This window comes from Haloglomus litoreum, from assembly GCF_029338515.1.
GTDB classification, from domain to species: domain Archaea; phylum Halobacteriota; class Halobacteria; order Halobacteriales; family Haloarculaceae; genus Haloglomus; species Haloglomus litoreum.
The window spans coordinates 743,978-767,695 of the sequence record NZ_CP119988.1; the positions used below are offsets into that span (position 1 = coordinate 743,978).

At 71.2% G+C, this 23,718-nt stretch carries 23 protein-coding genes and 1 tRNA gene; 17 read left to right on the top strand and 7 right to left on the bottom strand.

Annotated features, from left to right (window positions below):
- Positions 1-685: 685 nt before the first annotated feature.
- Positions 686-1,690, bottom strand: coding sequence for an alpha/beta hydrolase (locus P2T62_RS03670; protein ID WP_276260138.1), 1,005 nt, complete (start codon positions 1,688-1,690; stop codon positions 686-688).
- A gap of 136 nt (positions 1,691-1,826) precedes the next feature.
- Complete coding sequence (locus tag P2T62_RS03675; RefSeq protein ID WP_276260139.1) at positions 1,827-2,981, bottom strand: DUF3179 domain-containing (seleno)protein; 1,155 nt, start codon at positions 2,979-2,981, stop codon at positions 1,827-1,829.
- Positions 2,982-3,139: 158 nt separating this feature from the next.
- Here P2T62_RS03675 and P2T62_RS03680 point away from each other — a divergent pair, with 158 nt between their 5' ends.
- The 4 genes from P2T62_RS03680 to P2T62_RS03695 all read left to right on the top strand — a co-directional run bounded on the left by P2T62_RS03680 (position 3,140) and on the right by P2T62_RS03695 (position 7,856).
- Positions 3,140-4,483 (top strand): PQQ-dependent sugar dehydrogenase, encoded by a 1,344-nt coding sequence (locus P2T62_RS03680; protein WP_276260140.1) that lies wholly within the window; start codon positions 3,140-3,142, stop codon positions 4,481-4,483.
- Positions 4,484-4,546: 63 nt separating this feature from the next.
- Positions 4,547-5,695, top strand: a complete 1,149-nt coding sequence (locus tag P2T62_RS03685; RefSeq protein ID WP_276260141.1) for a metallophosphoesterase family protein — start codon at positions 4,547-4,549, stop codon at positions 5,693-5,695.
- A gap of 77 nt (positions 5,696-5,772) precedes the next feature.
- Positions 5,773-6,654, top strand: a complete 882-nt coding sequence (locus tag P2T62_RS03690; RefSeq protein WP_276260142.1) for a universal stress protein — start codon at positions 5,773-5,775, stop codon at positions 6,652-6,654.
- Positions 6,651-7,856, top strand: coding sequence for an inorganic phosphate transporter (locus tag P2T62_RS03695; protein WP_276260143.1), 1,206 nt, complete (start codon positions 6,651-6,653; stop codon positions 7,854-7,856). The genes P2T62_RS03690 and P2T62_RS03695 overlap by 4 nt, the downstream gene beginning before the upstream one ends.
- Here the strand turns inward: P2T62_RS03695 and P2T62_RS03700 are convergent, their stop codons facing one another.
- Complete coding sequence (locus tag P2T62_RS03700; protein WP_276260144.1) at positions 7,857-8,288, bottom strand: universal stress protein; 432 nt, start codon at positions 8,286-8,288, stop codon at positions 7,857-7,859.
- Between the two features lie 149 nt (positions 8,289-8,437).
- Between P2T62_RS03700 and P2T62_RS03705 the strand changes: the two genes are divergently transcribed.
- Positions 8,438-10,159: a hypothetical protein gene (locus tag P2T62_RS03705; protein WP_276260145.1), complete on the top strand. Its 1,722-nt coding sequence runs from the start codon at positions 8,438-8,440 to the stop codon at positions 10,157-10,159.
- Between the two features lie 77 nt (positions 10,160-10,236).
- On the opposite strand, the gene P2T62_RS03710 is transcribed toward P2T62_RS03705, so the two are convergent.
- Positions 10,237-10,309 (bottom strand) — tRNA-Gln (locus tag P2T62_RS03710).
- A gap of 97 nt (positions 10,310-10,406) precedes the next feature.
- On the bottom strand, positions 10,407-11,012 hold the full coding sequence (locus P2T62_RS03715; protein WP_276260146.1) for a translation initiation factor IF-2 subunit beta: 606 nt from the start codon (positions 11,010-11,012) through the stop codon (positions 10,407-10,409).
- Positions 11,013-11,174: 162 nt separating this feature from the next.
- On the opposite strand from P2T62_RS03715, the gene P2T62_RS03720 reads away from it, so the two are divergent.
- Positions 11,175-11,570: a dihydroneopterin aldolase family protein gene (locus tag P2T62_RS03720; RefSeq protein WP_276260147.1), complete on the top strand. Its 396-nt coding sequence runs from the start codon at positions 11,175-11,177 to the stop codon at positions 11,568-11,570.
- On the opposite strand, the gene P2T62_RS03725 is transcribed toward P2T62_RS03720, so the two are convergent.
- Entirely contained in the window at positions 11,571-11,831 is a 261-nt protein-coding gene (locus P2T62_RS03725) for a hypothetical protein (RefSeq protein WP_276260148.1), read from the bottom strand.
- Positions 11,832-12,187: 356 nt separating this feature from the next.
- On the opposite strand from P2T62_RS03725, the gene P2T62_RS03730 reads away from it, so the two are divergent.
- The 10 genes from P2T62_RS03730 (at position 12,188) to P2T62_RS03775 (ending at position 22,065) form a co-directional block, all read left to right on the top strand.
- The gene (locus P2T62_RS03730; RefSeq protein ID WP_276260149.1) at positions 12,188-13,417 is read left to right on the top strand and encodes an argininosuccinate synthase; all 1,230 of its coding nucleotides are present in this window, start codon (positions 12,188-12,190) and stop codon (positions 13,415-13,417) included.
- Between the two features lies 1 nt (position 13,418).
- The gene (gene argH / locus P2T62_RS03735; protein ID WP_276260150.1) at positions 13,419-14,984 is read left to right on the top strand and encodes an argininosuccinate lyase; all 1,566 of its coding nucleotides are present in this window, start codon (positions 13,419-13,421) and stop codon (positions 14,982-14,984) included.
- Positions 14,985-15,165: 181 nt separating this feature from the next.
- Positions 15,166-15,330 carry a lysine biosynthesis protein LysW gene (gene lysW, locus P2T62_RS03740; RefSeq protein ID WP_276260151.1) on the top strand — a complete coding sequence of 55 codons (165 nt, stop codon included), beginning with the start codon at positions 15,166-15,168 and terminating at the stop codon, positions 15,328-15,330.
- 144 nt (positions 15,331-15,474) lie between these two features.
- Complete coding sequence (gene lysX, locus P2T62_RS03745) at positions 15,475-16,344, top strand: lysine biosynthesis protein LysX (protein WP_276260152.1); 870 nt, start codon at positions 15,475-15,477, stop codon at positions 16,342-16,344.
- Entirely contained in the window at positions 16,341-17,378 is a 1,038-nt protein-coding gene (gene argC, locus P2T62_RS03750) for an N-acetyl-gamma-glutamyl-phosphate reductase (protein ID WP_276260153.1), read from the top strand. Before lysX ends, argC begins: the two co-directional genes overlap by 4 nt.
- Before the next feature lie 346 nt (positions 17,379-17,724).
- The gene (locus P2T62_RS03755) at positions 17,725-18,579 is read left to right on the top strand and encodes an acetylglutamate/acetylaminoadipate kinase (protein WP_276260154.1); all 855 of its coding nucleotides are present in this window, start codon (positions 17,725-17,727) and stop codon (positions 18,577-18,579) included.
- A 58-nt stretch (positions 18,580-18,637) separates the two neighbouring features.
- The gene (locus P2T62_RS03760) at positions 18,638-19,765 is read left to right on the top strand and encodes an aspartate aminotransferase family protein (protein ID WP_276260155.1); all 1,128 of its coding nucleotides are present in this window, start codon (positions 18,638-18,640) and stop codon (positions 19,763-19,765) included.
- Positions 19,762-20,853 (top strand): [LysW]-lysine hydrolase, encoded by a 1,092-nt coding sequence (locus P2T62_RS03765; protein WP_276260156.1) that lies wholly within the window; start codon positions 19,762-19,764, stop codon positions 20,851-20,853. The genes P2T62_RS03760 and P2T62_RS03765 overlap by 4 nt, the downstream gene beginning before the upstream one ends.
- Complete coding sequence (gene argF, locus P2T62_RS03770; protein WP_276260157.1) at positions 20,846-21,757, top strand: ornithine carbamoyltransferase; 912 nt, start codon at positions 20,846-20,848, stop codon at positions 21,755-21,757. Before P2T62_RS03765 ends, argF begins: the two co-directional genes overlap by 8 nt.
- Before the next feature lie 50 nt (positions 21,758-21,807).
- The gene (locus P2T62_RS03775) at positions 21,808-22,065 is read left to right on the top strand and encodes a hypothetical protein (RefSeq protein WP_276260158.1); all 258 of its coding nucleotides are present in this window, start codon (positions 21,808-21,810) and stop codon (positions 22,063-22,065) included.
- 9 nt (positions 22,066-22,074) lie between these two features.
- On the opposite strand, the gene thiL is transcribed toward P2T62_RS03775, so the two are convergent.
- Positions 22,075-22,959: a thiamine-phosphate kinase gene (gene thiL, locus P2T62_RS03780; protein ID WP_276261672.1), complete on the bottom strand. Its 885-nt coding sequence runs from the start codon at positions 22,957-22,959 to the stop codon at positions 22,075-22,077.
- 321 nt (positions 22,960-23,280) lie between these two features.
- Between thiL and P2T62_RS03785 the strand changes: the two genes are divergently transcribed.
- A complete protein-coding gene (locus tag P2T62_RS03785) occupies positions 23,281-23,706 on the top strand; it encodes a PPC domain-containing DNA-binding protein (protein ID WP_276260159.1) in 426 nt (141 codons plus the stop codon).
- The last annotated feature ends 12 nt before the right edge of the window (positions 23,707-23,718 follow it).

A 23,718-nucleotide genomic window follows, 5' to 3' on the forward strand; every position in this document is an offset into this window, starting at 1 on the left:
CCCCACACCTCCCCGCGCTCGCGCCGGGACGGCTCGCCACGCTCCCTTCGGTCGCGGGCTCGCCGGCTGAGGCGCGAGCGCGCTTCCTGACCCCGGAACCAGCCGGCCGATCCAGCCGCTCGTTCGGTGCGTGCCAGCCTCGTCAGTCGAACTGGCGTGCGCTGGCGGCTGTGCCGGGGGCCAGCCGCCTCTAAGCGCACGAGGGCCGAAGCGCGCAGCGGTAGCGAGCACTGCAGGCGGTTGGGGAGGCACGAGGCCTACGGCTACCGACTGACCCACGTGCGGTCCTGGTGACTTCCGAAGGTGAGCCGAGCGAAGCGAGGCGAACGCCGGAAGACTCCGTCTTCCGGAAGGCGAACCCGCTCGACCCAGCCCGGGCGACGTAAGCACTGGACTGCATGCCCGGAACGGCGCGAGCGAAGCGAGGGCCGCATGCCCGGAACAGGAAGCGCGCAGCGAGCCCCGGATGGTCGAGCGGGTGAGGGCTTCGGGAGCAGTCTCGCTGTCGTCGCACGCACCTGAACCAGAGAGCGGGTGAGGGCTTCGGGAGCAGTCTCATCGGAATCGTGATAGGAGCCAACACTGCATTCTGAAAAGATGTTCGTGGGCTAAGGAACGAAAATCAGGTATTGAATGTTAAATAGGCACATAAAAGATGAAGTCCAGATATTCAGATATAACCTATCTAGTCATAGATGCCGAACCCGCGCTGCAGGTTCTCGCAGATGTCCTGAATCGCCTCGTGGGCCCGGTCCAGTTCCACGGGCTCGGCGAGCATCGTGATGAAGCCGTGGATGACGTCGTCGTAGTTGCGGTGTTCGACCTCGATGCCGGCCTGGCCCAGTTTCTCGGCGTAGGCGAGGCCCTCGTCGCGCAGCGGGTCGAAACCGGCCGTCACGACCGTCCCCGGTGGCAGGTCGTGGAGGTCGCCCTCCAGCGGGAACGCGTACGGGTTCTTCTGGTGGAGATCGCTGCCGAAGTAGCAGTCGAAGAACCAGAGCATGTCCTCCTCGACGAGGAAGTAGCCCTCCTTGTTCTGCTCCCAGGAGGGGCGGTCCTGCCGGGCGTCGACCGCGGGGTAGATGAGTACCTGGCGGTCGATGTCGGGGATAGGCATCGCGGGGTCGCGCCGGTCTGCCTCCTCCCGGCGGTCGCGGGCCATCTGGCAGACCGCGGCCGAGAGGTTGCCGCCGGCGCTGTCACCCATGACGGCGAGCTGGCCGTTGCCGTCGACCTCCTCGGGGTTGTCGTGGACGAAGCTCGCGGCGGCGTATGAGTCCTCCACCGCGGCGGGGAACGGGTCCTCGGGCGCCAGCCGGTAGTCGACGGAGACGACGTTGACACCGGCCTCGTTGCAGATGTGCCGGCAGGTCACGTCGTGACTGTCCAGGCTCCCGATGACGAAGCCGCCGCCGTGGTAGTAGACGACGGTCGGTGCGGTGGTGTTGGCCTTGCCGGGGCGGTAGTGACGCACCGGGACGGGGTCGCGCTGGTCACCCTCCTGTGGCTGGTAGCCGGGGACGGTGAAGTCGTGGACGCGCCCGACCTCCGGCTCGTCGACGTCGGCGGCGAACTGCGAGAACAGGTCGCGGGCGCCGCGCGCCCCGTACTGGTTGAGCGGGAGCGCGTTCAGCGCCGCGAGCTGTTCGAGAACGAGTTCGACCTCCGGATGTAGTTCGTCGGCTCGCATACCCGGCCCACTCGCCCCCACAGCATAAACGCGGTGCGACCATCTCGGGGCTCGTTTAACCGGCTCCCGCGCGGCGGCGGGCGCCTCCCCCCGGCCCGGGGCTCCGGTCGCCGTCCCTTCGGTCTCTCGGCCGCCGTCACTCGTCGCCCGTCACCCCGTACGCCTCGGTCTCGGGGTGGAACGCCCGCCACGCGTGCCAGAACAGCGGTGCGATCTCGTTCGCCCGCCGGAGCCGCTGCCCGGCGTGTGGACCGCCCGTGGCACGGCCGCTCTCGCGGCTCCAGCGCGACCCGCCGGCCCGCAGCGCCTCGCCATCGGGCCCGTCCACGGCCGCGAAGTGGAGCGTCGTTCCGTCCACGTGCCGGTCGTACGCCGCCAGCCCGCCGCCGGGCGTCGTCGCCACGGCCACCGGCAGGTCGCCGACGCGGTCCTCGACCAGCCCGCCCGCTTCGTGAACCACGAAGTGCGGATAGGCTCGGGTGACGCCGTCGCTGACGATGCCGACGACCAGGGTCGACCGGCCCAGCACGCCGGGTCCGCTCCCGCCACTCCCCCCGCTCCCATCGAAGCCGACGAGCTGGCGCTCGTCCGCGTACGGGTACTTGTCGTCGTACTCGTAGGGGCGGCTCCCGTCGATGGTTCCCGAGTGGGGTGGCGGGAGCAGGACGGTCGTGTCGGGGTGGGCGTCGCGCCAGGCGCCCCAGCTCGTCAGGCGCGACGGAACGAGCCGCAACTGGTCGCCGGTCCGGGGCCCGCGGATGGCGGTCGCCAGGAGCTGGCTCCAGAGGCTCCCCGTCGCCTCGTCGTAGAGGACCAGGTCACTGCGCCACAGCGAGCCGGAGACGCCGAAGCGGGTCGGCCACCCCCCGACGCGGCGCTCGGCGGCGATGGCGCTCCCGCAGAGCGGGCAGTAAGTGACGAGCAGCGGCCCCCCGAGAGAGTCGTTGACGACCTCGTGGCGGTCCAGCACCGCGAGCGGGTAGGCTCGTGCCTCGCCGTCGCGCTCGACGCCGACGACGGCCGCGCCAGCTCCCAGGCCGTCCCGCCCGACCACCGCGGGGTCGAGGCCGGACCAGTCGGCCGCGAACGCCGGCTCGACGATGGCCGGAATCGCATCACGGGGCAGGGGGTGCCTCATGGCCTCCCAGGGGACGGGGAGGCGCACGGGTGCGCCACCGGTCGGCGGGCGGACGCGGTCACGGCCGACACCCCCACGGTAGCCGGCGGTACAGCCCGCGATTCCCGCCGCGGTGGCTGCACCGAGCGCGCCCAGCAGTCGCCGTCGTCGCATATCCCGGGTTACGCGAGGGGTGGGCAAGAGCGACGCGCCGTCTGGCAGCCACGGCGCACGAGGGGCCGGCCCGCCACCGGCCCGCCACCGGCCCGCGGTCGGGTACCGCGCCCACTCGTTGGCGGGTGTATTTGTGACTCCGACCCCTCCGGGGCGGTATGGACCCATCCACGAGCCGTCGTCGCCTCCTCCGAGCGGCGGCCGCCGGCACCGCGGCCGGGCTCGCAGGCTGTACGCTCTCGGGCGACGGCAGCGACGGTGGGAGCGACGGCGGACCCAGCACTCCAACCGACGAGCTCCCGACCGAGACGGACCTCCCGGATGCGGTCGGACTCGAACCGCTCGTCACGGGCCTCCGCGCCCCGCTCGATATCCAGTTCGCGCCCGACGCGGACCGCTCGTACGTCGCCGAGCAGCAGGGTATCGTCCACACGGTCGAGGGGGGGAGTCGCCGCGAGGCGCCGTTCCTCGATCTGCAGGACACCGTCGAGGCGGGGGGTGAGAAGGGCCTACTCGGCATCGCGCTCCACCCCGACTTCGCCGAGAACCGTCGGGTGTTCGTCCGGTACAGCGCCCCCCGCCGCGAGGGAACGCCCTCGAACTACTCGCACACGTTCGTCCTCGCCGAGTTCGAGGCGACCAGCGACGGCCGGCAGGTTGACCGGGACAGCGAGCGGACGCTGCTGGAGGTGCCCCAGCCACAGGGCAACCACAACGCCGGCGACCTCGCGTTCGGCCCGGACGGCCTGCTGTACGTCGCGGTCGGGGACGGCGGCGCGGGCGGCGACCAGGGGACGGGTCACGTCGCGGACTGGTACGACGCGGTCGGCGGCGGCAACGGCCAGGACGTGACCGAGAACCTGCTCGGGTCCATCCTCCGCATCGACGTGGACCGCGAGGGCGACGACACGCCGTACGCCATCCCCGAGGACAACCCGCTCGTCGGCCGCGAGGGCCTCGACGAGCACTACGCCTGGGGGCTTCGCAACCCCTACCGGATGGCGTTCGACGACGGCCGGCTGTTCGTCGGCGACGTGGGCCAGAGCCGCTTCGAGGAGGTCAGCATCGTCGAACGGGGCGGTAACTACGGCTGGAACGTGAAGGAGGGACGGCACTGCTACGGGGCGAGCGACTGCCCGGATTCGACACCCGACGAGGTGCGTGGCGGCGAGCCGCTGGTCGACCCCATCGTCGAGTACCCCCACTCCGGCGGCGGCGTGAGCGGCATCTCCGTCATCGGCGGGCAGGTGTACCGCGGCGACGCCATCCCGGGGCTCGCCGGCACCTACGTCTTCGGCGACCTGCAGGTCGACGGGCGGCTGTTCGTCGGGACCCCGCCCGAGAGCGGTGACCGGTGGCCGACCCGGACGCTCGACCTCGGGGACGACGGTGGCCGACTCGGTCGGCTGCTCTCGGTCGGCCGCGACGCCGACGGCGAGGTGTACGCGCTCGGGACGGGGTCGGACGGTGGCGGTGTGTATCGGCTCGTGCCCGCCGGGTAGCCGCGTCGGCGTGGGCGGGCGCCCCGCCGGTGGTTTTTCGGGCCGGTCCGCCGAACGCCGACCATGCGATACCGTCCCACTCGTCGCCGGCTCCTCGCGACCGCGGGCACGGCGCTGACGACCGGGCTGGCGGGCTGCCCCGCGAGGTCGAGCGACGGGGACGGCGACGGCGCCCCGGACCCGACGGTGTCGGGCGGATCACCCGCCTCCCCGACCGCCCGCACCGCCGCGTCGGGGAGCGTCCGCTTCACCAGCGTCCCGGACCTGTTCAACGCCGACATCCCCTATCCGATGGCCGGCTGGGAATCGGCGCTGGACTGGTTCCTCGGCCGGCTCAAGCGCGAGGGCCCCGCCTTCACCCTCGTCGCCGGCGACATCATGGACGCGCGGTGGTGGGAGTCCCGCAAGCAGGTCCGGCTGTACGCGAACGCCTACTGGGGCGGCTACGTCCGCCGGATGCGTGACCACGACATCACCCTCTACCCCGCGGTCGGCGATCACGAACTCGGCGACGACGAGTGGGAGAACCAGGACACCTACGGCCTGACGCCGACGTTCGAGCGCCAGTTCGTCCGCCAGTTCGACACCCCGCGGAACGGCCCCGAGGGGTACGAGGGCCTGGCCTACACGGTCCGGCGGGGCGACCTCCTCGTGGTCACCGTCGACACGTTCGAGCGCCGCGACGGCGAGGTCCACGTCTCGGTCACGGGCGCGCAACTGGAGTGGCTCCGGTCGGTCCTCTCGGCGACGGACGCCGACCACGTCGTCGTCCAGGGGCACGTCCCGGTCCTGCGGCCGGTGAAGTCGCGCCACTCCAGCGCGCTCTACCTCGACGGCGGCCGCGAGTCGGGGTTCTGGCGCACGCTCCGCGAGTTCGGCGTCGATGCCTACCTCTGTGGCGAGCACCACGCCATCACCGTCGACCGCGCCGACGGCGTCTGGCAGGTGACCCACGGCGCGCTCTGGGGGGCCCACTCGCCGGTCAACTACCTCGTCGGCGCCGTCCGCCCCGACGGGCTCCGGCTCGAACTGAAGCGGTTCCCCCTGGCGTACGGCGGCCCGACCATCTACCAGCTGAACCGCCCGAAGCCGTTCGTGAAGACCGACGTGACGGTGCCGGAGCGGGTCCGCGAGAACGGGCCGCGGTCGGTCGGCCGGGTGCACATCGACGCCGACGGGACGAGCCGGGACCGGACCGGTGTGTTCGCGTGACGGCCACCGCTCGTCGCGCCGCCGCACCCCCCACCCACCGCGAACGTTTAACATGGGTGTCGCCCGAACCTCTAGCGATGGACGACGAGCCGTTCGAACGACCGGTGCTGGTCGGGGTCGGGAACCCGGAGGCCGCTCAGCAACTGGTCCGGACCGCGGGTGACCTGGCGGCCCTGGGCGGGGGAACGGTCCGGCTCGTCACCGTCGCGGTGAAGCCCCACGACTCCCCGTTCGGCGTGTTCGCCGACGAGACCATCGTCGACGAGTTCGCCGGCGAGAGCCACGCGCTGCTCGAATCGGTGACGGCGCCGCCGGGCGTCACGCTCGAACGGGAGGTGGTCACCGCGCGGTCGGTCGCGAAGGGGCTGCTCGCGGCCGTCGAGGAGACGGACCCGACCGCGCTCGTCGTCGGCTGGCACGGCCGCCGGCGCCGGAGCGACGCGGTCCTCGGGAGCACCATCGACACGCTCGTCGAGCGGGCGCCCTGTGACCTCCACGTCGAGCGCGTCGGCCGCGAGGCGAACGGTGTCGCGTCGGTCCTGCTCGCGGTCGCGGGCGGCCCCCACGTCGACGCGGCGGCGAACGTCGCGCGAGCCATCGCCGCCCGGAACGACGCTCCCGTCCTCGTGCTCTCGGTCGCCACCGACGGGACGGACACGGACACCGCCGCGGCCTTCGTCGACGAGGGTCGGGCCGCGCTGACCGACCGCGGTCCCGAGGTGGCGGTGACGACGGCGGTCGGGGCGGCCGACGACGTGGCCGACGCCATCGTCGCCGAGGCCAGCGACCACGACGTGGTCGTCATGGGAGCGACCCGACAGGGGGCCATCCGCCGGACGCTCGCCGGGTCGGTCCCGCGGCGGGTCGTCGACCGAACGGCACAGACGGTCATCCTCGCGCGCGACGGCGACACCGTCGGCGGCCCGCTCCACAGGCTCGGGGGGCTGCTCCGACGGTGACCGAGGTCGTCTTCTGGGGGCTGGTCGCGCTCGCGACGGTCACCAGCCTCGGCACGGCCTGGGCGCTCGGCGCGAACAGCAACTCCCCCCCGTTCGCCCCGGCCATCGGCGCCAACGCGATCTCGACGATGCGGGCGGCCTTCCTCATCGGCATCCTCGCGGCGCTCGGGGCGCTCACGCAGGGCGGGAGCATCTCAGAGACCGTCGGCGCGGGCCTCATCGACGGCGTCGCCATCTCCTCGCTGGCGGCGACCGCCGGCCTGCTCACCGCGACGGCGTTCATGGCCTTCGGCATCTACTCCGGGTATCCGGTTCCGGCGGCGTTCGCCACGACGGGTGCGATGGTCGGCGTCGGCCTCTCGCTGGGCGGTGACCCCGCCATCGACACCTACCGCCGCATCGCGACGTTCTGGGTGCTCGTCCCCCCGGTCTCCGGCGGTCTCGCCTACCTCACGGCCACGCTCCTGCGGCGCGACGACGTCCCCGAGACGGTGAGCATCCCGTTGTTGGCGGCGGTCGTCGGCGGCATCGTCGCGAACGTCGAGTTGAGCGTCATCCCCGCAGCCGGGGACGCCACGCAGAACTCCATCGCGGGGTTCGTCGCCGGCCGCGTCGGCCTCGGGCCGGTCGCGGGGGTCGACCCCGTCCTCGTCGCCACGACGCTGCTCGCGGCGGTCGCGAGTGCCCTGTTCATCCGCCGACGGACCCAGGAGTCCGTCGACCGGGGCATCAAGACCTTCCTCGTCGCGCTCGGGAGCGTCGTCGCCTTCTCCAGTGGCGGGAGCCAGGTCGGCCTGGCGACGGGCCCCCTGGAGAACCTCTACGTCTCCGAACTCGGCCTGCCGGGCCTCCTGTTGCTCTCGGTCGGCGCGGTCGGCATCCTCGGCGGCGCCTGGATGGGCGCCCCACGCCTCCTGCAGGCCACCTCCCGGGAGTACGCACAGCTGGGCATCCGGCGCTCGATCGCCGCGCTCGTCCCGGGCTTCATCATCGCCCAGCTCGCCATCGCCCTGGGCATCCCCATCTCGTTCAACAACATCATCATCTCGGGCGTCATCGGCGGTGGGCTGGCCGGCGGCTCGGCGGGCGTCTCCCGTCGGAAGATCGGGGTCACGCTCACCTTCTGGGTGCTGACGCTGGGCTGCTCGGTCGGCGTCGGGTTCGGCGTCTACCGGGCCTTCGCGACCGTGCTCGGGCAGTGACTACCGCACGACCGTCACGGTCACGGCCGCCTCGCCGACGACGCGCGTGGCGACGGTCCCGAGGAGGCGCGGCGCGAGGTCGGTCCGCGACCCGCCGTGCCCGCCCATCACGACGTGGTCGACGTCGTGGTCCTCGACGTACGCGAGGATGGTGTCGGCGGGGTCGCCCGTCTCGACGGCGGTGTCGACCTCGCGGCCGGCCTCGGCGGCCCGCTGTTTCGCGTCCGCGACGAGACCGTCCGCCCGCTCGCGCGCGGCCGCCTGCCGGTCGTCGTCGGCCTCGATGATGCCGCCCTCGCTCATCGAGCTCCCGATCGGCGTGACGACGTTCAGTACCGTCACCGGACAGTCGAACGTGGCGAGCGCGTGTGCCAGCGCGTCGTCCGCGAGCGGCGACCCGTCCAGCGGGACGAGGACGTGGGACGGCTGCATGGTGGGGCTCGGAGGCCGAGGTACAAGTATGTCCGGCGGACGATTGGTGTACACGTTGAAGACCGGTGGCACCGAACGCCGAACCGATGGTGGGGTCGGGACTCTGGAGTCGGTTCTCGGCGCGGGTGGGTGGTCTCGGACTGGACGCTGTGCCGATCCTCGCAGGCAACAGCATCGCGTGGCGGCTCCTCCCCGACGCCGCCGGCCACCGACTCGCGGGACTGCTCGAGGTGGCGCTCGACGGACTGGTGGGCACACTCGTCGGTATCACGCTGACGCTCACGCTCGCCGACCTCCGGCTCCTCGGCGTGGCGTTCGACGCCCTGCTGTACTTCTACCTGGTCTCGCGGACGCTTCCCCGGTTCCTGCCGGACGGACCGCCGGCCGGCGACACCCTCGGTTCCCGCCGGTTCGTCTACGCCGCCAGCGGTGCCGTCCTCTGCCTGGGCTTTCCCCTCTCGATGTTCCTGCCGGTCCTGTTCGCTGCCTCGCCGGTCGCGCTGCTGGCCGACGCCACTGGTCTCTCGCTCGCGGCACCCTCGGCGCCCGTAGCGGTCGGGTTCTTCTTCGGGTGGAACCTCCTCCTCTGGGTCGGTATCTCGTGGTACGTCCACCGCTCGTGGTGGTCCACCGCCGACCTCGACGAGCGGGTCGCCTTCTACGACCAGGTGCTCGCGAAGGACGTCGACCGCGCGGAGGTGCGGCGGATGGTCACCAGGGATGGCTGGCTCGGAAGCCTGTTCCGACGGCTGGCGCTGCTGGTGCCCGTGATACTGGTCGTGACCATGCTCGCCTTCTTCGCGGTCCTCTCCGGGTTCGTTATCATCCTCTTCCCGCTCCCGGAACTGGTCCTCCTGACGGCGGCGGTCGGCAGCGTCGTCGCGAACCGATGGCCGGGCGGTCGACTGTCGGGCCTCGCCGACCGCCGTATCGACATCGAGGAGCGCTTCTTCCGGATGTTCCGGTATGCCCGCGCGAGCCGGAAGGGAATCGTCATCGTCCCGTACCTCACGCTGGGACTGGTGTTCTCGATGCTGCTGGCGCTTCTCTCCAACGTGGGGCTGTTCGCCATCGGCTACCTGTTCGTCGTCCGCTCCGGCGAGGCGGCCCGGCTGACCCTCCAGTCGCCGCTCCGGATGTGGGGGGCGCTCGCCATCCTGTGCTGCACCGCCGTCCCCGGCCTGTACTCGCTCTGGTTCTGGTACCGTGAGGCCCGCCGGATCCCCCACTACCTCCTCCACTGGGAGGAGACACACGCCGGCAGCGCGGCCATCCAGTCCGCGGAGGACCTGCCGCCACTCCCGACCCGCCCGGTCGGGAACCTGCTCGTCCCGTCGCTCCTGTTCGCACCGATATACGTGGGCTACAAGCTCGCACCCGACCAGGGCGACCCGCCGCTCGTGTTCGTCGCCGCCCTCGCAGTCGGCGCCACGGCACTCCTGGTGTTCGCCGGCCTGTCTATCCGCCGGACGTTCCACCGCCCGCCACAGCACCCGCGAACCGACGCCTGGGCCATCCCGCTGGCCTTCCTCGTTCAGGTCGGCTGGTTCTGGTGGCTCTTCGGTGACGGGGGGATGATAGTCGACTCCTCGTTCGGCCTCAGACAGGTCGCCATGGTCGCGCTGCTGTCGATGATGTTGTTCTTCATGGAAGACCTGTGGCAGTGGCTCGAGGACCGCATCGGCGACTACGCCAGTGCGGTCGCGATGGCACTGCTCGGTACCGGCTTCCTCGCCCTCGCCGTCTTCGAGGGCGTCCGAACTTCGGGGACGACGGTGGTCTTCCTGGTTCTCGCCGGCGGTGCGCTCGTCACCCTGTTCCTGGGTGGCTTCGCCGGACTGGTCACGTGGCGACTGGCCGACGAGGAGTGACCGGAGTGGCGCTTGGGTGTGGGACCGACCCGATGGACGACAGTGATAACTCTCGAAGTTCGAGAGTTGAAGGAATATAGTTCCACCAGGATTCGAACCTGGGTCGTTGCCCCCAGAAGGCAACAGGATTGGCCACTACCCCATGGAACTTCGCGGATATACGTATGCCGCGGAGGGATATGAGTGTTGCGGATTCGCGGGACTCCGCCCCCAGGTCCCCCGTTCACGGCGGTCCCGCCCGGGGGTCCTACTCCGTCCGCGCGAACGCGAGCTGGCCGGAGACGTTCTCGATGTAGACGTCCACGACGTCACCTTCCTGCGTGCCGGGGACGAAGATGGTGTAGCCGCCGCGCTTGGCGACGCCGTCGCCCTTGCGGCCGGTGTCGGTGATCTCGACGGTGTAGCGGCCGCCCTTCTCGACGGCGTCGGCCTGCTGCTGGCTGGTCGAGCGGCGCTTCGAGACGGGTCGGAAGGCACCGCAGGCGTCACAGCGGAGCATCTGCGTGCCGTTCTCGGTGACGAGGCGGGTGTCGGGCAGGCCACACTCCGAGCAGCGGACGTACTCCTCGACGTAGTCGCTGATGGCGGCGTCGAAGTCGGTACCGTCGAAGCGGCCGTTGTAGCGGCCGACGCCCTCGCTGAGCTGGCCGGCCGTCGCGAGCGCGCGCTGGACGAACGAGTGGACGTGGTCGACCTCGCGGTTGAGCGCGTCGGCGACCGCGTCGAGGTTCGTGAACCGGGTGAACGCACCGTCGGCCTGGGCCTCGGGGTCGGGGACCGAGAGGCGGGAGGCCTCCGCGCTCCGCTCCGGGAGCGCGTCGAGCGCCCGCGTGAGTGAGGATTCGTAGTCCATACGCGAGTGAGTCCGTGCGGACGTATACGCGTTCCGTGTCGCCGTCTGGGGGGTTCCGTGTGTCCCGGAGGCACGGTCCCGACCGGCTCGATGGCCGCCCGACCGGCCGCGTGGCGGTCGCTCCGCACGAACGATTATGCGACACCCGGCCGACGCGCCGGTATGACCGACGACCTGCCGGCCGACGGCTCGGCGCCACGGGCCGCCGACGAACCGACCGACCGCGAGGTCGCGTGCTTCGAGGCGGGCGTGAAGTTCGGGTCGCTGTACCACCAGTTCGCCGGGACGCCGCTCTCGCCGGACAGCGCCGACGCGCTGGCGACCGCGATGGAGCGGAGCATCGAGAACCAGCCACACTGCGAGGACGTGGCCGTCGAGATGCGGGACGAGGAACTGGCCGACGCCCTCGCGGAGGGGAGCGCCGACTACACGGAGTGGACCGGCCGGTTCTCCGAGGTCCGGATGCGTATCGAGTACGAGAACGTGGTCGTCCACACGGGGATGGCGATGGACGAGGGCTACCCGCTGATGCAGGTCGAGTCCGTCGAGGAGGACTGACTACCTGTCGCCGTCCGTGTCGTCGCCCTCCGCGTCGTTGCTCTCCGTCTCGTCCCCCTCCCTGTCATCGCCCTCCGCGTCGGTCTCCGTATCGTCGTCACGTTCCTCGGAGACGTACTCCCAGACCTCGGCACAGCCACTCCCATCGGGCAGGTCGTCGAGGTGTGCGGTGTCGTCGTCCCCCTCGGTTGCGTCCGCGCCGTCCCCGTCGGGACGGGGGGTGTCGACGGGCATCGGCCCGGATTCATCGTCGGCTCCCATCGGTACTGTCCGGCGTTGGGACGGGACGGGGATAAACTCGCGCCGGGCGCGGCCCCTCCGGCGCGTCGACGGGTGTCCCGTGGTCCCACACCTGATGGGGGCGAGCGTCACGAAAGGGTTTAGTAGAGTCCTGCTCCCACGTTCATCCACGATGACGACGGAGTCCCACGCGCTGTCGGCTCCCTCGCCCAGCCACGGGTTCCGTCACCTCGCCCCCCGACGACCGCGACGGGCCCTCTAGGCCCGCCTCTTCTCACTTCCCCCGACGACCGTCCCGCTCCCTGGCCGCGCCACTCGCTCGTGACGCGGCGGGGGATATCGAACGACCCATCACACATCACACGCACCACACATCCATGACACACGAGAAGGTCGCGCTCGCGTTCTCTGGCGGGCTCGACACCACCGTCTGCGTCCCGCTGCTGGAGGAGGAGTACGGCTACGACGAGGTCATCGGCGTCACCGTCGACGTCGGCCAGCCGAGCGAGGAGTTCGACGAGGCCCACGAGACCGCCGAGGCGCTCGGGCTCGAACACTACGTCGTCGACGCACAGGAGGAGTTCGCCGACCTCTGTATGGACGCGGTCCGCGCGAACGCCACCTACCAGGGCTACCCCCTGGGGACGGCGCTCGCGCGCCCGGTCATCGCGAAGGCCATCCTCGCGGTCGCCGAGGAGAACGACTGCACCGGCATCGCCCACGGCTGTACCGGGAAGGGGAACGACCAGCTCCGGTTCGAGGCCGTCTGGCGCGACTCCGACCTCGAGGTCATCGCGCCCGTGCGCGAACTCGGCCTGACCCGCGAGTGGGAGCAGGAGTACGCCGCCGAGCGCGACCTGCCCGTCGAGGGCGGCGACGGCGGCGCCTACTCCATCGACACGAACCTGTGGAGCCGTTCGGTCGAGGGCAGCGAACTGGAGGAGCCGAGCCACGTCCCCAGCGAGGACATCTACGCCTGGACCTCGGCACCCGGCAGCGAGACGCAGGAGCTCACCATCGAGTTCGAGGACGGCTACCCCGTCGCGCTCGACGGCGAGGAACTCGATTCCGTCACGCTCATCGAGACGCTGAACGACCTCGCCGGCGACTACGGCGTCGGCCGTACCGACGTGATGGAGGACCGCATGCTGGGCCTGAAGGTGCGCGAGAACTACGAGCACCCGGCCGCCACCACCCTCCTGAACGCCCACGAGGCCCTGGAGTCGCTCGTCCTCACGCAGGAGGAGCGCCAGTTCAAGAACTACATCGACCAGGAGTGGGCCGAGAAGGGGTACCAGGGCCTCGTCGACGCGCCGCTCGTCCGCGCGCTGGAGGGGTTCATCGACGAGACCCAGGAGCGCGTCACCGGCAGCGTCACCATCCGGCTCGAGGGTGGGCAGGCGCGCCCGGTCGGGCGCGAGAGCCCGTACGCCGTCTACTCCGCGGAGGCGGCCTCGTTCAACACCGAGGACGTCATCGGCGGCATCGAGCAGAACGACGCCACCGGCGTCGCGAAGTACCACGGCTTCCAGCAGCGCCTCTCGAACAAGGTGACCGAGGCCGCCAACGAGGGCCGCACGGACTGGGGCGGCGACGACGCCGAGTGAGATGACCGGGCGCGAGCACGAGGCCACGGACGCGGGCGCGCCCCCGAACGGGGGCACCGACGAGGTCGCCACCGACGGGAGCGGCGAAAGCGACAGCGCCGGTGACGGCGACGTCGTCCGTCGCGAGCGGTTCAGCGGCGGCCCCGCCCGCGAGTTCCTCTCCTCGCTCGCGCAGGACGAGCGCATCTTCGCGGCCGACCTCGCCGTGGACCGCGCGCACACCGTGATGCTCGCCGAGCAGGGCATCATCGGGGACGACGAGGCCGGCGAGATCCTCGGCGCGCTCGACGATGTCGAGGCGGCGGGCCACGCCGCGCTCGACGGTGGCGAGGACGTCCACGCGGCCATCGAGACGGCCGTCATCGAGCGTATCGGCCCCGTCGGCGGGAAGATGCACACCGCGCGCTCGCGCAACGACGAGGTCGCGACGTGCATCCGGTACCGCCTCCGCGCGGACCTGCTCGACACCGTCGATGCCGTGCTCGCCGCGCGTGACGTGTTGCTGGGGACGATGGCCGCGGAGCGCGAGACCCTCGCGCCCGGCTACACGCATCTCCAGCCCGCACAGCCGACGACCGTCGCGCACTGGCTGGGCTCCTACGAGGGCGCGCTGGCCCGCGATACGGGTCGGCTGTTCGACGCGTTCGACCGCACCAACCGCTCGCCGCTGGGTGGCGCCGCCTTCGGCGGCACCCCGTTCGACATCGACCGCGAGCGCACGGCGGCCCTGCTAGGGTTCGACGGCCTCGTCGAGAACAGCATGGATGCCTCGTCCGCGCGGGACTTCCTGCTGGAGGCCACGAGCGCGCTCGCGACGCTCGCGACGCACTGCTCGGGGCTGGCCGAGGACCTCGTCCTGTTCGCCAATCGCGGGTTCGTGGAACTGGACGACGACTACGCCTCCACGTCGTCGATCATGCCCCAGAAGAAGAACCCGGACACGCTGGAACTCGTCCGGGCGGTCGCGGGCGACGCGGCGGGCGACCTGCAGGCCGTGCTGACGAGTCTGAAGGGGCTCCCCCGGGCGTACAACCGCGACCTCCAACGCGTCCACCCGCACGCGTTCGACGCAGCGGACGCCGTGCTCGACGCCGTCGAGGTCACGGCGGGCGCGGTCGCCACGGCCGACTGGAACGAGGCTGCGCTGGCCGAGGCGGCCGACGAGGGCTTCTCGACGGCCACGGGCGTCGCGGACCTGCTGGCGATGGCCGGGGTGCCGTTCCGGACCGCGCACGAACTCGTGGCGCGGGCCGCGGAGGCGGGCGACGACAGGTCGGCGCTACGGGCCGACGAACGATACGAGGCCGTCACGGCGGCTGCCGAGGACGTGCTGGACGCGCCCCTCGCGGAGTACGTCGACCCCGAGGAGGTGCGCCGAGCACTGGACCCGGTCGAGAGCGTGGCGATGCGCGACTCGCGCGGCGGGCCCGCACCCGAGGCGATGGCGGCACACCACGAGCGCGCGACGGACGCCCGCTCGGCCGACCAGGAGGCGCTGGCGGCTCGCCGCGAGGGACTGACCGAGGCGGCCGACCGCCTCGCTACCGAGGTGGACCGCCATGTCTGAGCGACCGGCCCCGGTAGCCCGGCCGCCCGCACCCCCCCGACGACCATTGACAGGTATCTGATACCGGCTCCCCAAGTTCGGTTCTGGGCGCCCTGAATGCCGTTAGCCGACGGTGCGATTCTACCAGTTGTTCGACAGGTTCGACAGCCTTAAGTTGCCGAAGCGGCCACGTAGGGGTACAATGGTAGACTGTCCCGAGTGCGGGGCCGACGTGGACCTGCACGACGACCTCGAGGTCGGAGAGATCGTCGACTGCGCGACCTGCGGTGCCGAGCTCGAAGTGGTCGGTGACGACCCCGTCGAGCTGGACACGGCACCCGAACTCGAGGAGGACTGGGGGGAGTAAGATGCCCGTGCCCGGCGTGGTTCGTGCCACACTGCTCGCGGCTCCGCCGCTCGCAAGGGGCGGCGGTGCCGCCCCGCAGACCCGGCGCGAGCACGCCGGGCGACCGGCGCCCCCCACCTCGGCGGCCACCGGAGGTGCCCGCTGATGCAGGTCGGCATGCTGTACTCGCGCATCAGGCGCGACGAGAAGCTCCTCCTCTCGGAGCTGCGCGACCGCGACCACGAGGTCACGAAGATCGACGTCCGCAAGGAGCACTTCGACGTCCACGAGACGCCCGAGGCGTTCGAGGGGCTCGACCTCGTCCTCGACCGGTGTCTCGCGACCAGCCGGTCGCGCTACGCCACGGATTTCGTGGCCCACTACGACGTGCCCGTCGTCAACGACCCGCGGACGGCGGCCATCTGCGCCGACAAGGCCCGGAACAGCCTCGTCCTCGCCGACGCGGGCGTCCCGACGCCGCGTACGACGGTCGCGTTCACGAAGGAGTCCGCGATGGAGGCCATCGAGGAGTTCGGCTACCCCTGCGTCCTGAAGCCTGTCGTGGGCAGCTGGGGTCGACTGATGGCGAAGATCGACTCCCGGAACGCCGCCGAGGCCATCCTGGAGCACAAGGAGACGCTCGGCCACTACGAGCACAAGGTGTTCTACATCCAGGAGTTCGTCGAGAAGCCGGGCCGTGACATCCGCGTCCTGGCGACGGACGGCGAGCCGGTCGCCGCGATGGCGCGCGCCTCGGACCACTGGCTCACCAACGCCGCGAAGGGCGCCACCACCGAGGCCATCGAGGTGACCGACGAGATGCGCGACCTCGTCGAGCGCGCCTCCGACGCCGTCGGCGGCGGCCTCCTCGGCGTCGACCTCATGGAGACGGGCGACGAGTTCACCGTCCACGAGGTCAACCACACGGTCGAGTTCAAGGCGCTGAACGAGGTGGCCGACGTGGACGTGCCCGGCACGGTCGTCGACTGGCTCGAGGGGAAGGCCGACACCGAGGCCGCGGAGGTCACGACATGACCACCACTGCCAGCGTGGTCGGCGGCACCGGCTTCACGGGTGGCGAACTGCTGCGCCTGCTCGACGGCCACCCCGAGTTCGAGGTCGTGCAGGCGACCTCCCGCTCGGAGGCGAACAAGACCGTCGGCGGCATCCACCCGAACCTGCGTCACATGGACCTGCGGTTCTCCGACCCGGCGGACCTCGAATCCGTGGACACGCTGTTCGCGTGTACGCCCCACGGCGTCTCGATGGGCCAGATCGACGAGTTCCGCGACGCCGCCGGCACGGTCGTCGACCTCTCGGCGGACTTCCGTCTGCCCGAGACGACGTACTACGACGAGTACTACGACGGCCACGAGCGACCCGGGCTGCTCGAGGAGGCCGAGTACGCCCTGCCCGAGTTGAACCGCGAGAACCTGCCGGGCGCCGACCTCATCGCCGCCGGAGGCTGCAACGCCACCGCCAGCATCCTCGGCCTGCTCCCGCTGTTCGAGGCGGGCATCCTCGACGGCGACGAGCAGATCGTCATCGACATCAAGGTCGGCTCCAGCGAGGGGGGCGCCGGCGGCGGTGCCGCGTCGTCGCACGCCGAGCGCTCGGGCGTCGTCCGCCCGTACGCGCCGACCGGCCATCGCCACGAGGCCGAGATCGAGGCGTACCTCGGCACGAGCGTCTCGTTCACGGTCCACGCCGTCGACATGATCCGCGGCGCGAGCGCGACCTGTCACATCTTCCCGAACGGGCCCGTCTCGAAGGGCGATATGTGGCAGGCCTACCGCGGCCAGTACGAGGACGAGCCGTTCGTCCGCATGGCGTCGGGCGGCGGTGGCGTGTATCGGTATCCGGAGCCGAAGGCGGTCGCGGGCTCGAACTTCGCGGAGGTCGGCTTCGAGGTCGACCCCACGAACAAGCGCCTCGTCGTCTTCTCGGCCATCGACAACATGATGAAGGGCTCGGCGGGCCAGGCGGTCCACGCGGCGAACATCGCGCTGGGCTTCGAGGAGACCGCCGGGCTGGAGCACACGGGCTTCCACCCCATCGGCGCGCCCTGAGCATAGAAGCAGCGAATCAGCGAAATTTTTCGATAATGATGCATATAAACGACGCAAGTCAGATGTTTTCGATGAAAGAGCAGATTAAAAGCTGTAGGAAGCCCCGGGCGGCTCGACCCTCCGGGGCTCGCTGCGCGCTTCCCTCGCGCCTCGCAGAGCGAGGCGCTCGGTCCAGTGCTTGCGTCGTCCTCAGAATCGAAGATTCTGATGGGCTGCGGGAGAGCCCTGCTCTCCCGAACGCCCGGGAGGGGTCGAGCCCCCCGCCCCTTCCATTCCCGCCCGTTCCGGGAGGTCGGTCGAGCGACGCCCCCGCCAGCGCGGTGCGTACTCGTGGAGGTGCGGCAGCATGAGCGATATCTCCGACTACGACCGCGTCGTCGTGAAGATCGGCGGCGCGAAGGCCGTCGAGCCGGAGGGCGCGCTGGCGGACATCGCCGATCTGGTCGACGAGGGCGTCGAGATGGCCGTCGTCCACGGCGGCTCGACGGCGGTCGACGACACGTTAGAGCGGATGGGGATGGAGCCCGAGTACGTCGAGACGCCGGGCGGCGTCGTCGGTCGGTTCACCGACGAGGAGACGATGGACGTGTTCAAGATGGCGATGGCCGGGCTGGTGAACACCGACCTCGTGACGGGCCTGCGCAACGCGGGCGCAGACGCCGTCGGCCTCTCCGGGGTGGACGGTGGCCTCCTCACGGGCTCCCGGAAGGACGCGGTGCGGGTCGTCGAGGACGGGAAGAAGAAGATCCGCCGCGGCGACCACTCGGGCACCATCAAGCAGATCAACGCCGACCTGCTGGAGTCGCTGCTCGCCGATGGGTACACCCCGGTCGCCTCGCCGCCGATGCTGGCCGACGACGGGGTGGCGGTGAACACGGACGCCGACCGCGCGAGCGCGGCGGTGGCGGGCGCGCTGGGCGCGACGCTCGTCTCGCTGACCGACGTCGAGGGCGTCTACCGGGACCCCGACGACCCGTCGACCCGTATCGAGCGCGTCGAGACCGCCGACGACTTCGCGGCACTCGAGTCGGCGGCCGAGGGGTTCATGAGCCGGAAGGTGATGGCCGCGACGGAGGCGCTGGAGGGCGGCGCGCCCGAGGTCGTCGTCGCCTCCGCGAACGCCGACCGGCCGGTCCGGACGGCGCTGGAGGGTGGCGGTACGCACGTCCTGCAGTCGGCCCTGCCGGAGGGGGACGAGTGACGATGCAGCACTGGCACGGACCGACAGGTTCGATAGCGCAGGACCGCACAGCGTACGCATGACCGGATTCGTCTTCTCCGAGAAGCCCATCCGCATCGAACGCGGTGAGGGCGTCCACCTCTACGACACGAACGGGACCGAGTACCTCGATTTCGGCGCCAGCTACGCCTGTACGCCGGTCGGCCACTGCCACCCCGAGGTGGTCGACGCGGCGACGAGCCAGCTGGAGCGGCTCATGTACGTCCAGGCCTCCTACCCGAACGACGCCCGCGACGCGCTGTACGGCGCACTCGCGGACTGTGCGCCCGGGGACATCGACCGGGTATGGCTCTGTAACTCCGGGACGGAGGCCAACGAGGCCGCGCTGAAGTTCGCCCGGCACGCCACCGGCCGCTCGAAGATCGTCGCCACGACGCGGGGCTTCCACGGCCGCACGATGGGGGCGCTCTCGGCGACCTGGAAGGACGAGTACCGGGAGGGCTTCGAGCCGCTGGCCGGCGGCTTCGAGTTCGTCGAGTACGGCGACGCCGACGCGATGGCCGCGGCGGTCGACGACGAGACTGCGGCGGTCATCCTCGAACCGCTCCAGGGCGAGGGCGGCATCAACCCCGCCGACACCGACTACCTGCAGGCCGTCCGCGAGACGACCGCCGACCACGGGGCCGCGATGATACTGGACGAGATCCAGACGGGACTCGGCCGCACGGGCCACCTGTGGGCCAGCGAGCGCCACGATGTCGTTCCGGACGTCCTGACGACGGCGAAGGGGCTCGGCAGCGGCCTCCCGGTCGGCGCGACCCTGGTGAAGGAGTGGGTGGCCGAGGACTGCGGCAACCACGGCTCGACGTTCTCCGGTGGCCCGGTCGTCTCGGCCGCCGCCGGCGCCACGCTGGACGTGCTCCAGCGCGAGGATCTCCCCGCACACGCCGGAGAGATGGGTGACTACCTGATGGGCGAGGTTCGGGACCTGCTCGGCGACGAGGTCCGCGACGTGCGCGGCCACGGGCTGATGATCGGTGTCGAGGTGAAGCGGGGGGCCAACCGCCTGCTGCGCGACCTCGCCATCGAGCACGGGATCCTCGCACTGCCCGCGGGCCGGACAGTCCTGCGCCTGCTCCCGCCGCTCACCATCGAGCGCGAGCACGCCGACGAGGTCGTCGACGCGCTGGAGGCGGTCATCGCGTGAGCGACGCCGCCGAGGCACCGGCCGACAGCCAGGTTCCCGTCGACCAGGAGGCCCGCGACCTGCTCGAGCGCGTGGTCGCCACGCCCTCGCCGTCCGGCGAGGAGGGGGCCGCGGCCGCTGAACTCGTCGAGTTCTTCGAGTCCCACGGGCGGGAGGCCTGGACCGACGCGGTCGGCAACGTCCGCGCGCCCGCCGACGACTCGCTCCTGCTCACCTCGCACGTCGACACCGTCCCCGGCGACATCCCGGTCCGTGTCGAGGAACACGACGACGGGAGCGACGTGCTGTGGGGCCGCGGCAGCGTCGACGCGAAGGGGCCGCTGTGTGCGATGGCCGTCGTCGCGGTCCGCACGGGCGTCTCGTTCGCCGGCGTCGTCGGCGAGGAGGTCGACTCCCGGGGCGCCCACCACCTCGTGGCCGAGCGCGACGCGCCCGACGCCGTCGTGAACGGCGAACCATCCGGCTGGGACGGCATCACGCTGGGCTACCGCGGGCTCACGGCCGGCCGGTACGTCCACACCTCGGAGTCGGGTCACACCTCCCGCGAGGAGGCAAACGCCATCCAGTCGGCCATCCGCTGGTGGGCTCGGGTGGAGGACCGCTACGAGACCGACGAGTACGAGCCGGTCTTCGAGCAGGTGACGACCAAGCCGGTCGCGATGGACGGCGGCCTCACCGAGGACGGCCTCTCGGTGGAGGCGACGATGGACGTCCAGCTGCGCGTCCCGCCCGCGCTGACGGTCGACGACGTACAGGAGACCGTCGTCTCCGAGCTCGCGGGCGGGACCGTCAACTGGTACGACGAGGTGCCGCCGGTGATGGTCTCGCCCCGTACCGAGGTGGCGCGGGCGTTCCGCGTCGCCATCCGCGACGTGGGCGGTGACCCCCGCCTGCTCCGCAAGACCGGCACCAGCGACATGAACGTCTTCGCCGGCGCCTGGGACTGCCCGATGGCGACCTACGGCCCCGGCGATTCCGACCTGGACCACGCGCCGAACGAGCACCTGCCGCTTCGCGACCTCGACCGCGCCGTCGCGGTGCTCGAGCGCGTCGCGAGCGACTTCACCGAGGACGAGAACGATGACTGACGACCACCCACGCAACTTCGTCGACATCGACGACCTGACGACCGAGGAACTGCACGCGGTCCTGACCCGCGCGACCGACCTGAAGGAGCGCGAGCACCGGGGGAAACACCACCCGCTGCTCTCGGGCCAGACCCTCGGGATGATCTTCGAGAAACCCTCCACCCGGACCCGCGTCTCCTTCGAGACCGGGATGACCCAGCTCGGCGGCCACGCCATCTTCCTCGGCCCGGACGACATCCACCTCGGCCACGGCGAGCCCGTCAAGGACACCGCCCGGGCACTGTCCCGGTACGTGGACCTGTTGATGGCCCGCGTCTTCGACCACGCCGACGTGCAGGAACTCGCCGAGTACGCCACCGTTCCGGTCATCAACGGCCTGACCGACGACGCCCACCCCTGCCAGACGCTGGCCGACCTGCTGACCATCCGTGAGCGGTTCGGGGACTTCGAGGCCGACGTGGCGTGGGTCGGCGACGGCAACAACGTCGCGCAGTCGTTCGTTCTGGGGGCGGCGATGGTCGACCTCGACCTGACCGTCGCCACGCCGCCCGAGTACGCCATCGACGACGCGGTGCTGGACCGCGCGGCCGAACTCGGGACGCCGCCCGAGACCACGACCGACCCCGAGGCCGCGGTCGAGGGCGCCGACATCGTCTACACGGACGTCTGGGTCAGCATGGGCGAGGAGGACCAGCGTGCCGAGAAACTGGAGCGGTTCCAGCGCGGCGGCTTCCAGGTCGACGACGACCTGCTCGGCCCGGATACCGAGGTGATGCACTGCCTTCCGGCCCACCGCGGCGAGGAGATCACCGACGAGGTGATGGAGTCCGACCGGGCCCTGGTGTGGGATCAGGCCGAGAACCGGCTCCACGCCCAGAAGGGGCTGATGACCTGGCTGGACTGAGCCGGGACGGAACCCGACACTTTTGGCCGCCTGCCCGGAGCGTTCGGGTGATGCCCTCCGACCCGCCGTTCTTCGATTCCGCCGACCGCAGTCTCGACACCGACCAGCTGCTGTACGAGGCGGTTCCCGTCGCCAAACTCGTCGCGCTGGTCGTCGTCATCGCGTTCGTCCCGTTCGCGCTCCGGTTCGGCGTCGGCCGGAACGAGGCCCTCAGCGTCCTGTTCGGCGTCCTCGGACAGTTCGTCCTCGCGGTCGGGGCCGGCGTCGTCCTGCTGTACGTCCTCGCCCGTGCGGAGCAACTGGCTTGACGCGGCCCGCTACGCCCCGTGCGTGTAGCCGCGGTCCGGCAGCGGGTCGCCGTCCATCGTGAGCCCCGCGTCTGCCTCGACGACCGTGCCGACGCGCGTCAGGTCCACGGGACACGCCTCCCGCGCGGTCGCGAGCGCGGCCTCGGGGACCGTCACGACGAGTTCGAAGTCCTCGCCGAAGAACGCGGCCAGTTCGCGTTCGTCCTTGGGGCCGTCGGCCACCTCGGCCACGGCGTCGTGGACCGGGAGCGCGTCGCCGTCGAGTTCGATACCGCACTCGGAGGTCTCGGCCAGCTGGTGGCACGAGCGCGCGAGCCCGTCGCTGGAGTCCATCATCGCCGTCGCTCGGGGTGCGAGCGCGCGGCCCGCGGCCACGCGCGGGACGAACCGGAAGAGGTCGTTGGCGCGCTCCGGCTCGTCCGGGAACAGCCGGAGGGCGGCGGCCGACCGCCCGAGTTCGCCCGTGACGCAGAGCGCGTCGCCGACCTGCGCGCCGGAGCGTCGTATCGGTCCTTCGTCGCCGAGTCGGCCGAGCGCCGTCGTGGCGACGGTGAACTCGTCGTGGCCGTCGAGGTCGCCGCCGACGTACTCGGCGCCGACCGCCTCGCAGACCTCGCGCGCGCCCCGGACGAAGTCGCGCACCTCGTCGGGTCGGAAGTCGGGCGCGCCGTACACCGCGACGGCGGCGGTCGCGGCCGCCCCCATCGCCGCCACGTCCGAGAGCGATGCCGCGACAGCGCGCCAGCCCGCCGTGTAGCGGGTCGTGCCGTCAGGGAAGTCCGTCGTCTCGTGGAGCATGTCCGTCGTGAGGACCTGCCCGTCGACGACGGCGGCGTCGTCGCCCGCGGCCGGGAGGCTTTCGGCGATGAGCGCGAGGGCGGCGCGCTCGTCGATGGGGGCGTCGGGGTCCTCGGGGTCGCTCCCGGACTCGGTCATCGTCGGAGGAGGGGGCGCGCGGGGTAAAGAGATGCTGGGACTCGCGACCACCTGGATAACCAATGGGCCGGGAGCGCGTGGTGAGCGGCTTGCCCGCGAACCCGCGCGACCCGGGGAAGGGTAGGGGCGCCACGAGCCGTCACCAGCCACGTCGGGCGGGACTGAAAGGGGCCGGGCGCTTTCGACAGCCGGTCGTCGCTGTTGGTTGCTACACCTCCATCCCACCACTTCCACTCCGCCACCGAACACCTTTAGCCGGGCCCCGCCCACCGGCCGGACATGGATTACCGACAGGTCGAGGGCGCCCGGGAGTTCGTCGCCCGACTCGACCACGGCCGGGACTGGCGCGCGCAGATCGAGGCCTTCGCCGCCGCAGAGGACATCGACGCGGCCTTCTTCGTCGGTCTCGGCGCGGTGCAGGACGCGGAGATCTACTTCTACGACCAGGACGAGCAGGAGTACTACCCGGAACGGTTCGACGAGCCGTTCGAGGTCGCCTCCTGTACGGGCAACGTCTCGTGGCTCGACGGAGAGCGCTTCGCGCACACCCACATGGTCCTCTCGCGCGAGGACGGCTCCTGCGTCGCGGGCCACCTGAACGAGGCCACCACGTTCGCCGGGGAGCTGTACGTCCGCGAGTTCGACGCCGAACTCGTCCGCGAGCACGACGAGACGACGGACCTCGACCTCTGGGGGAACCTCTGAACCGAGCGACCA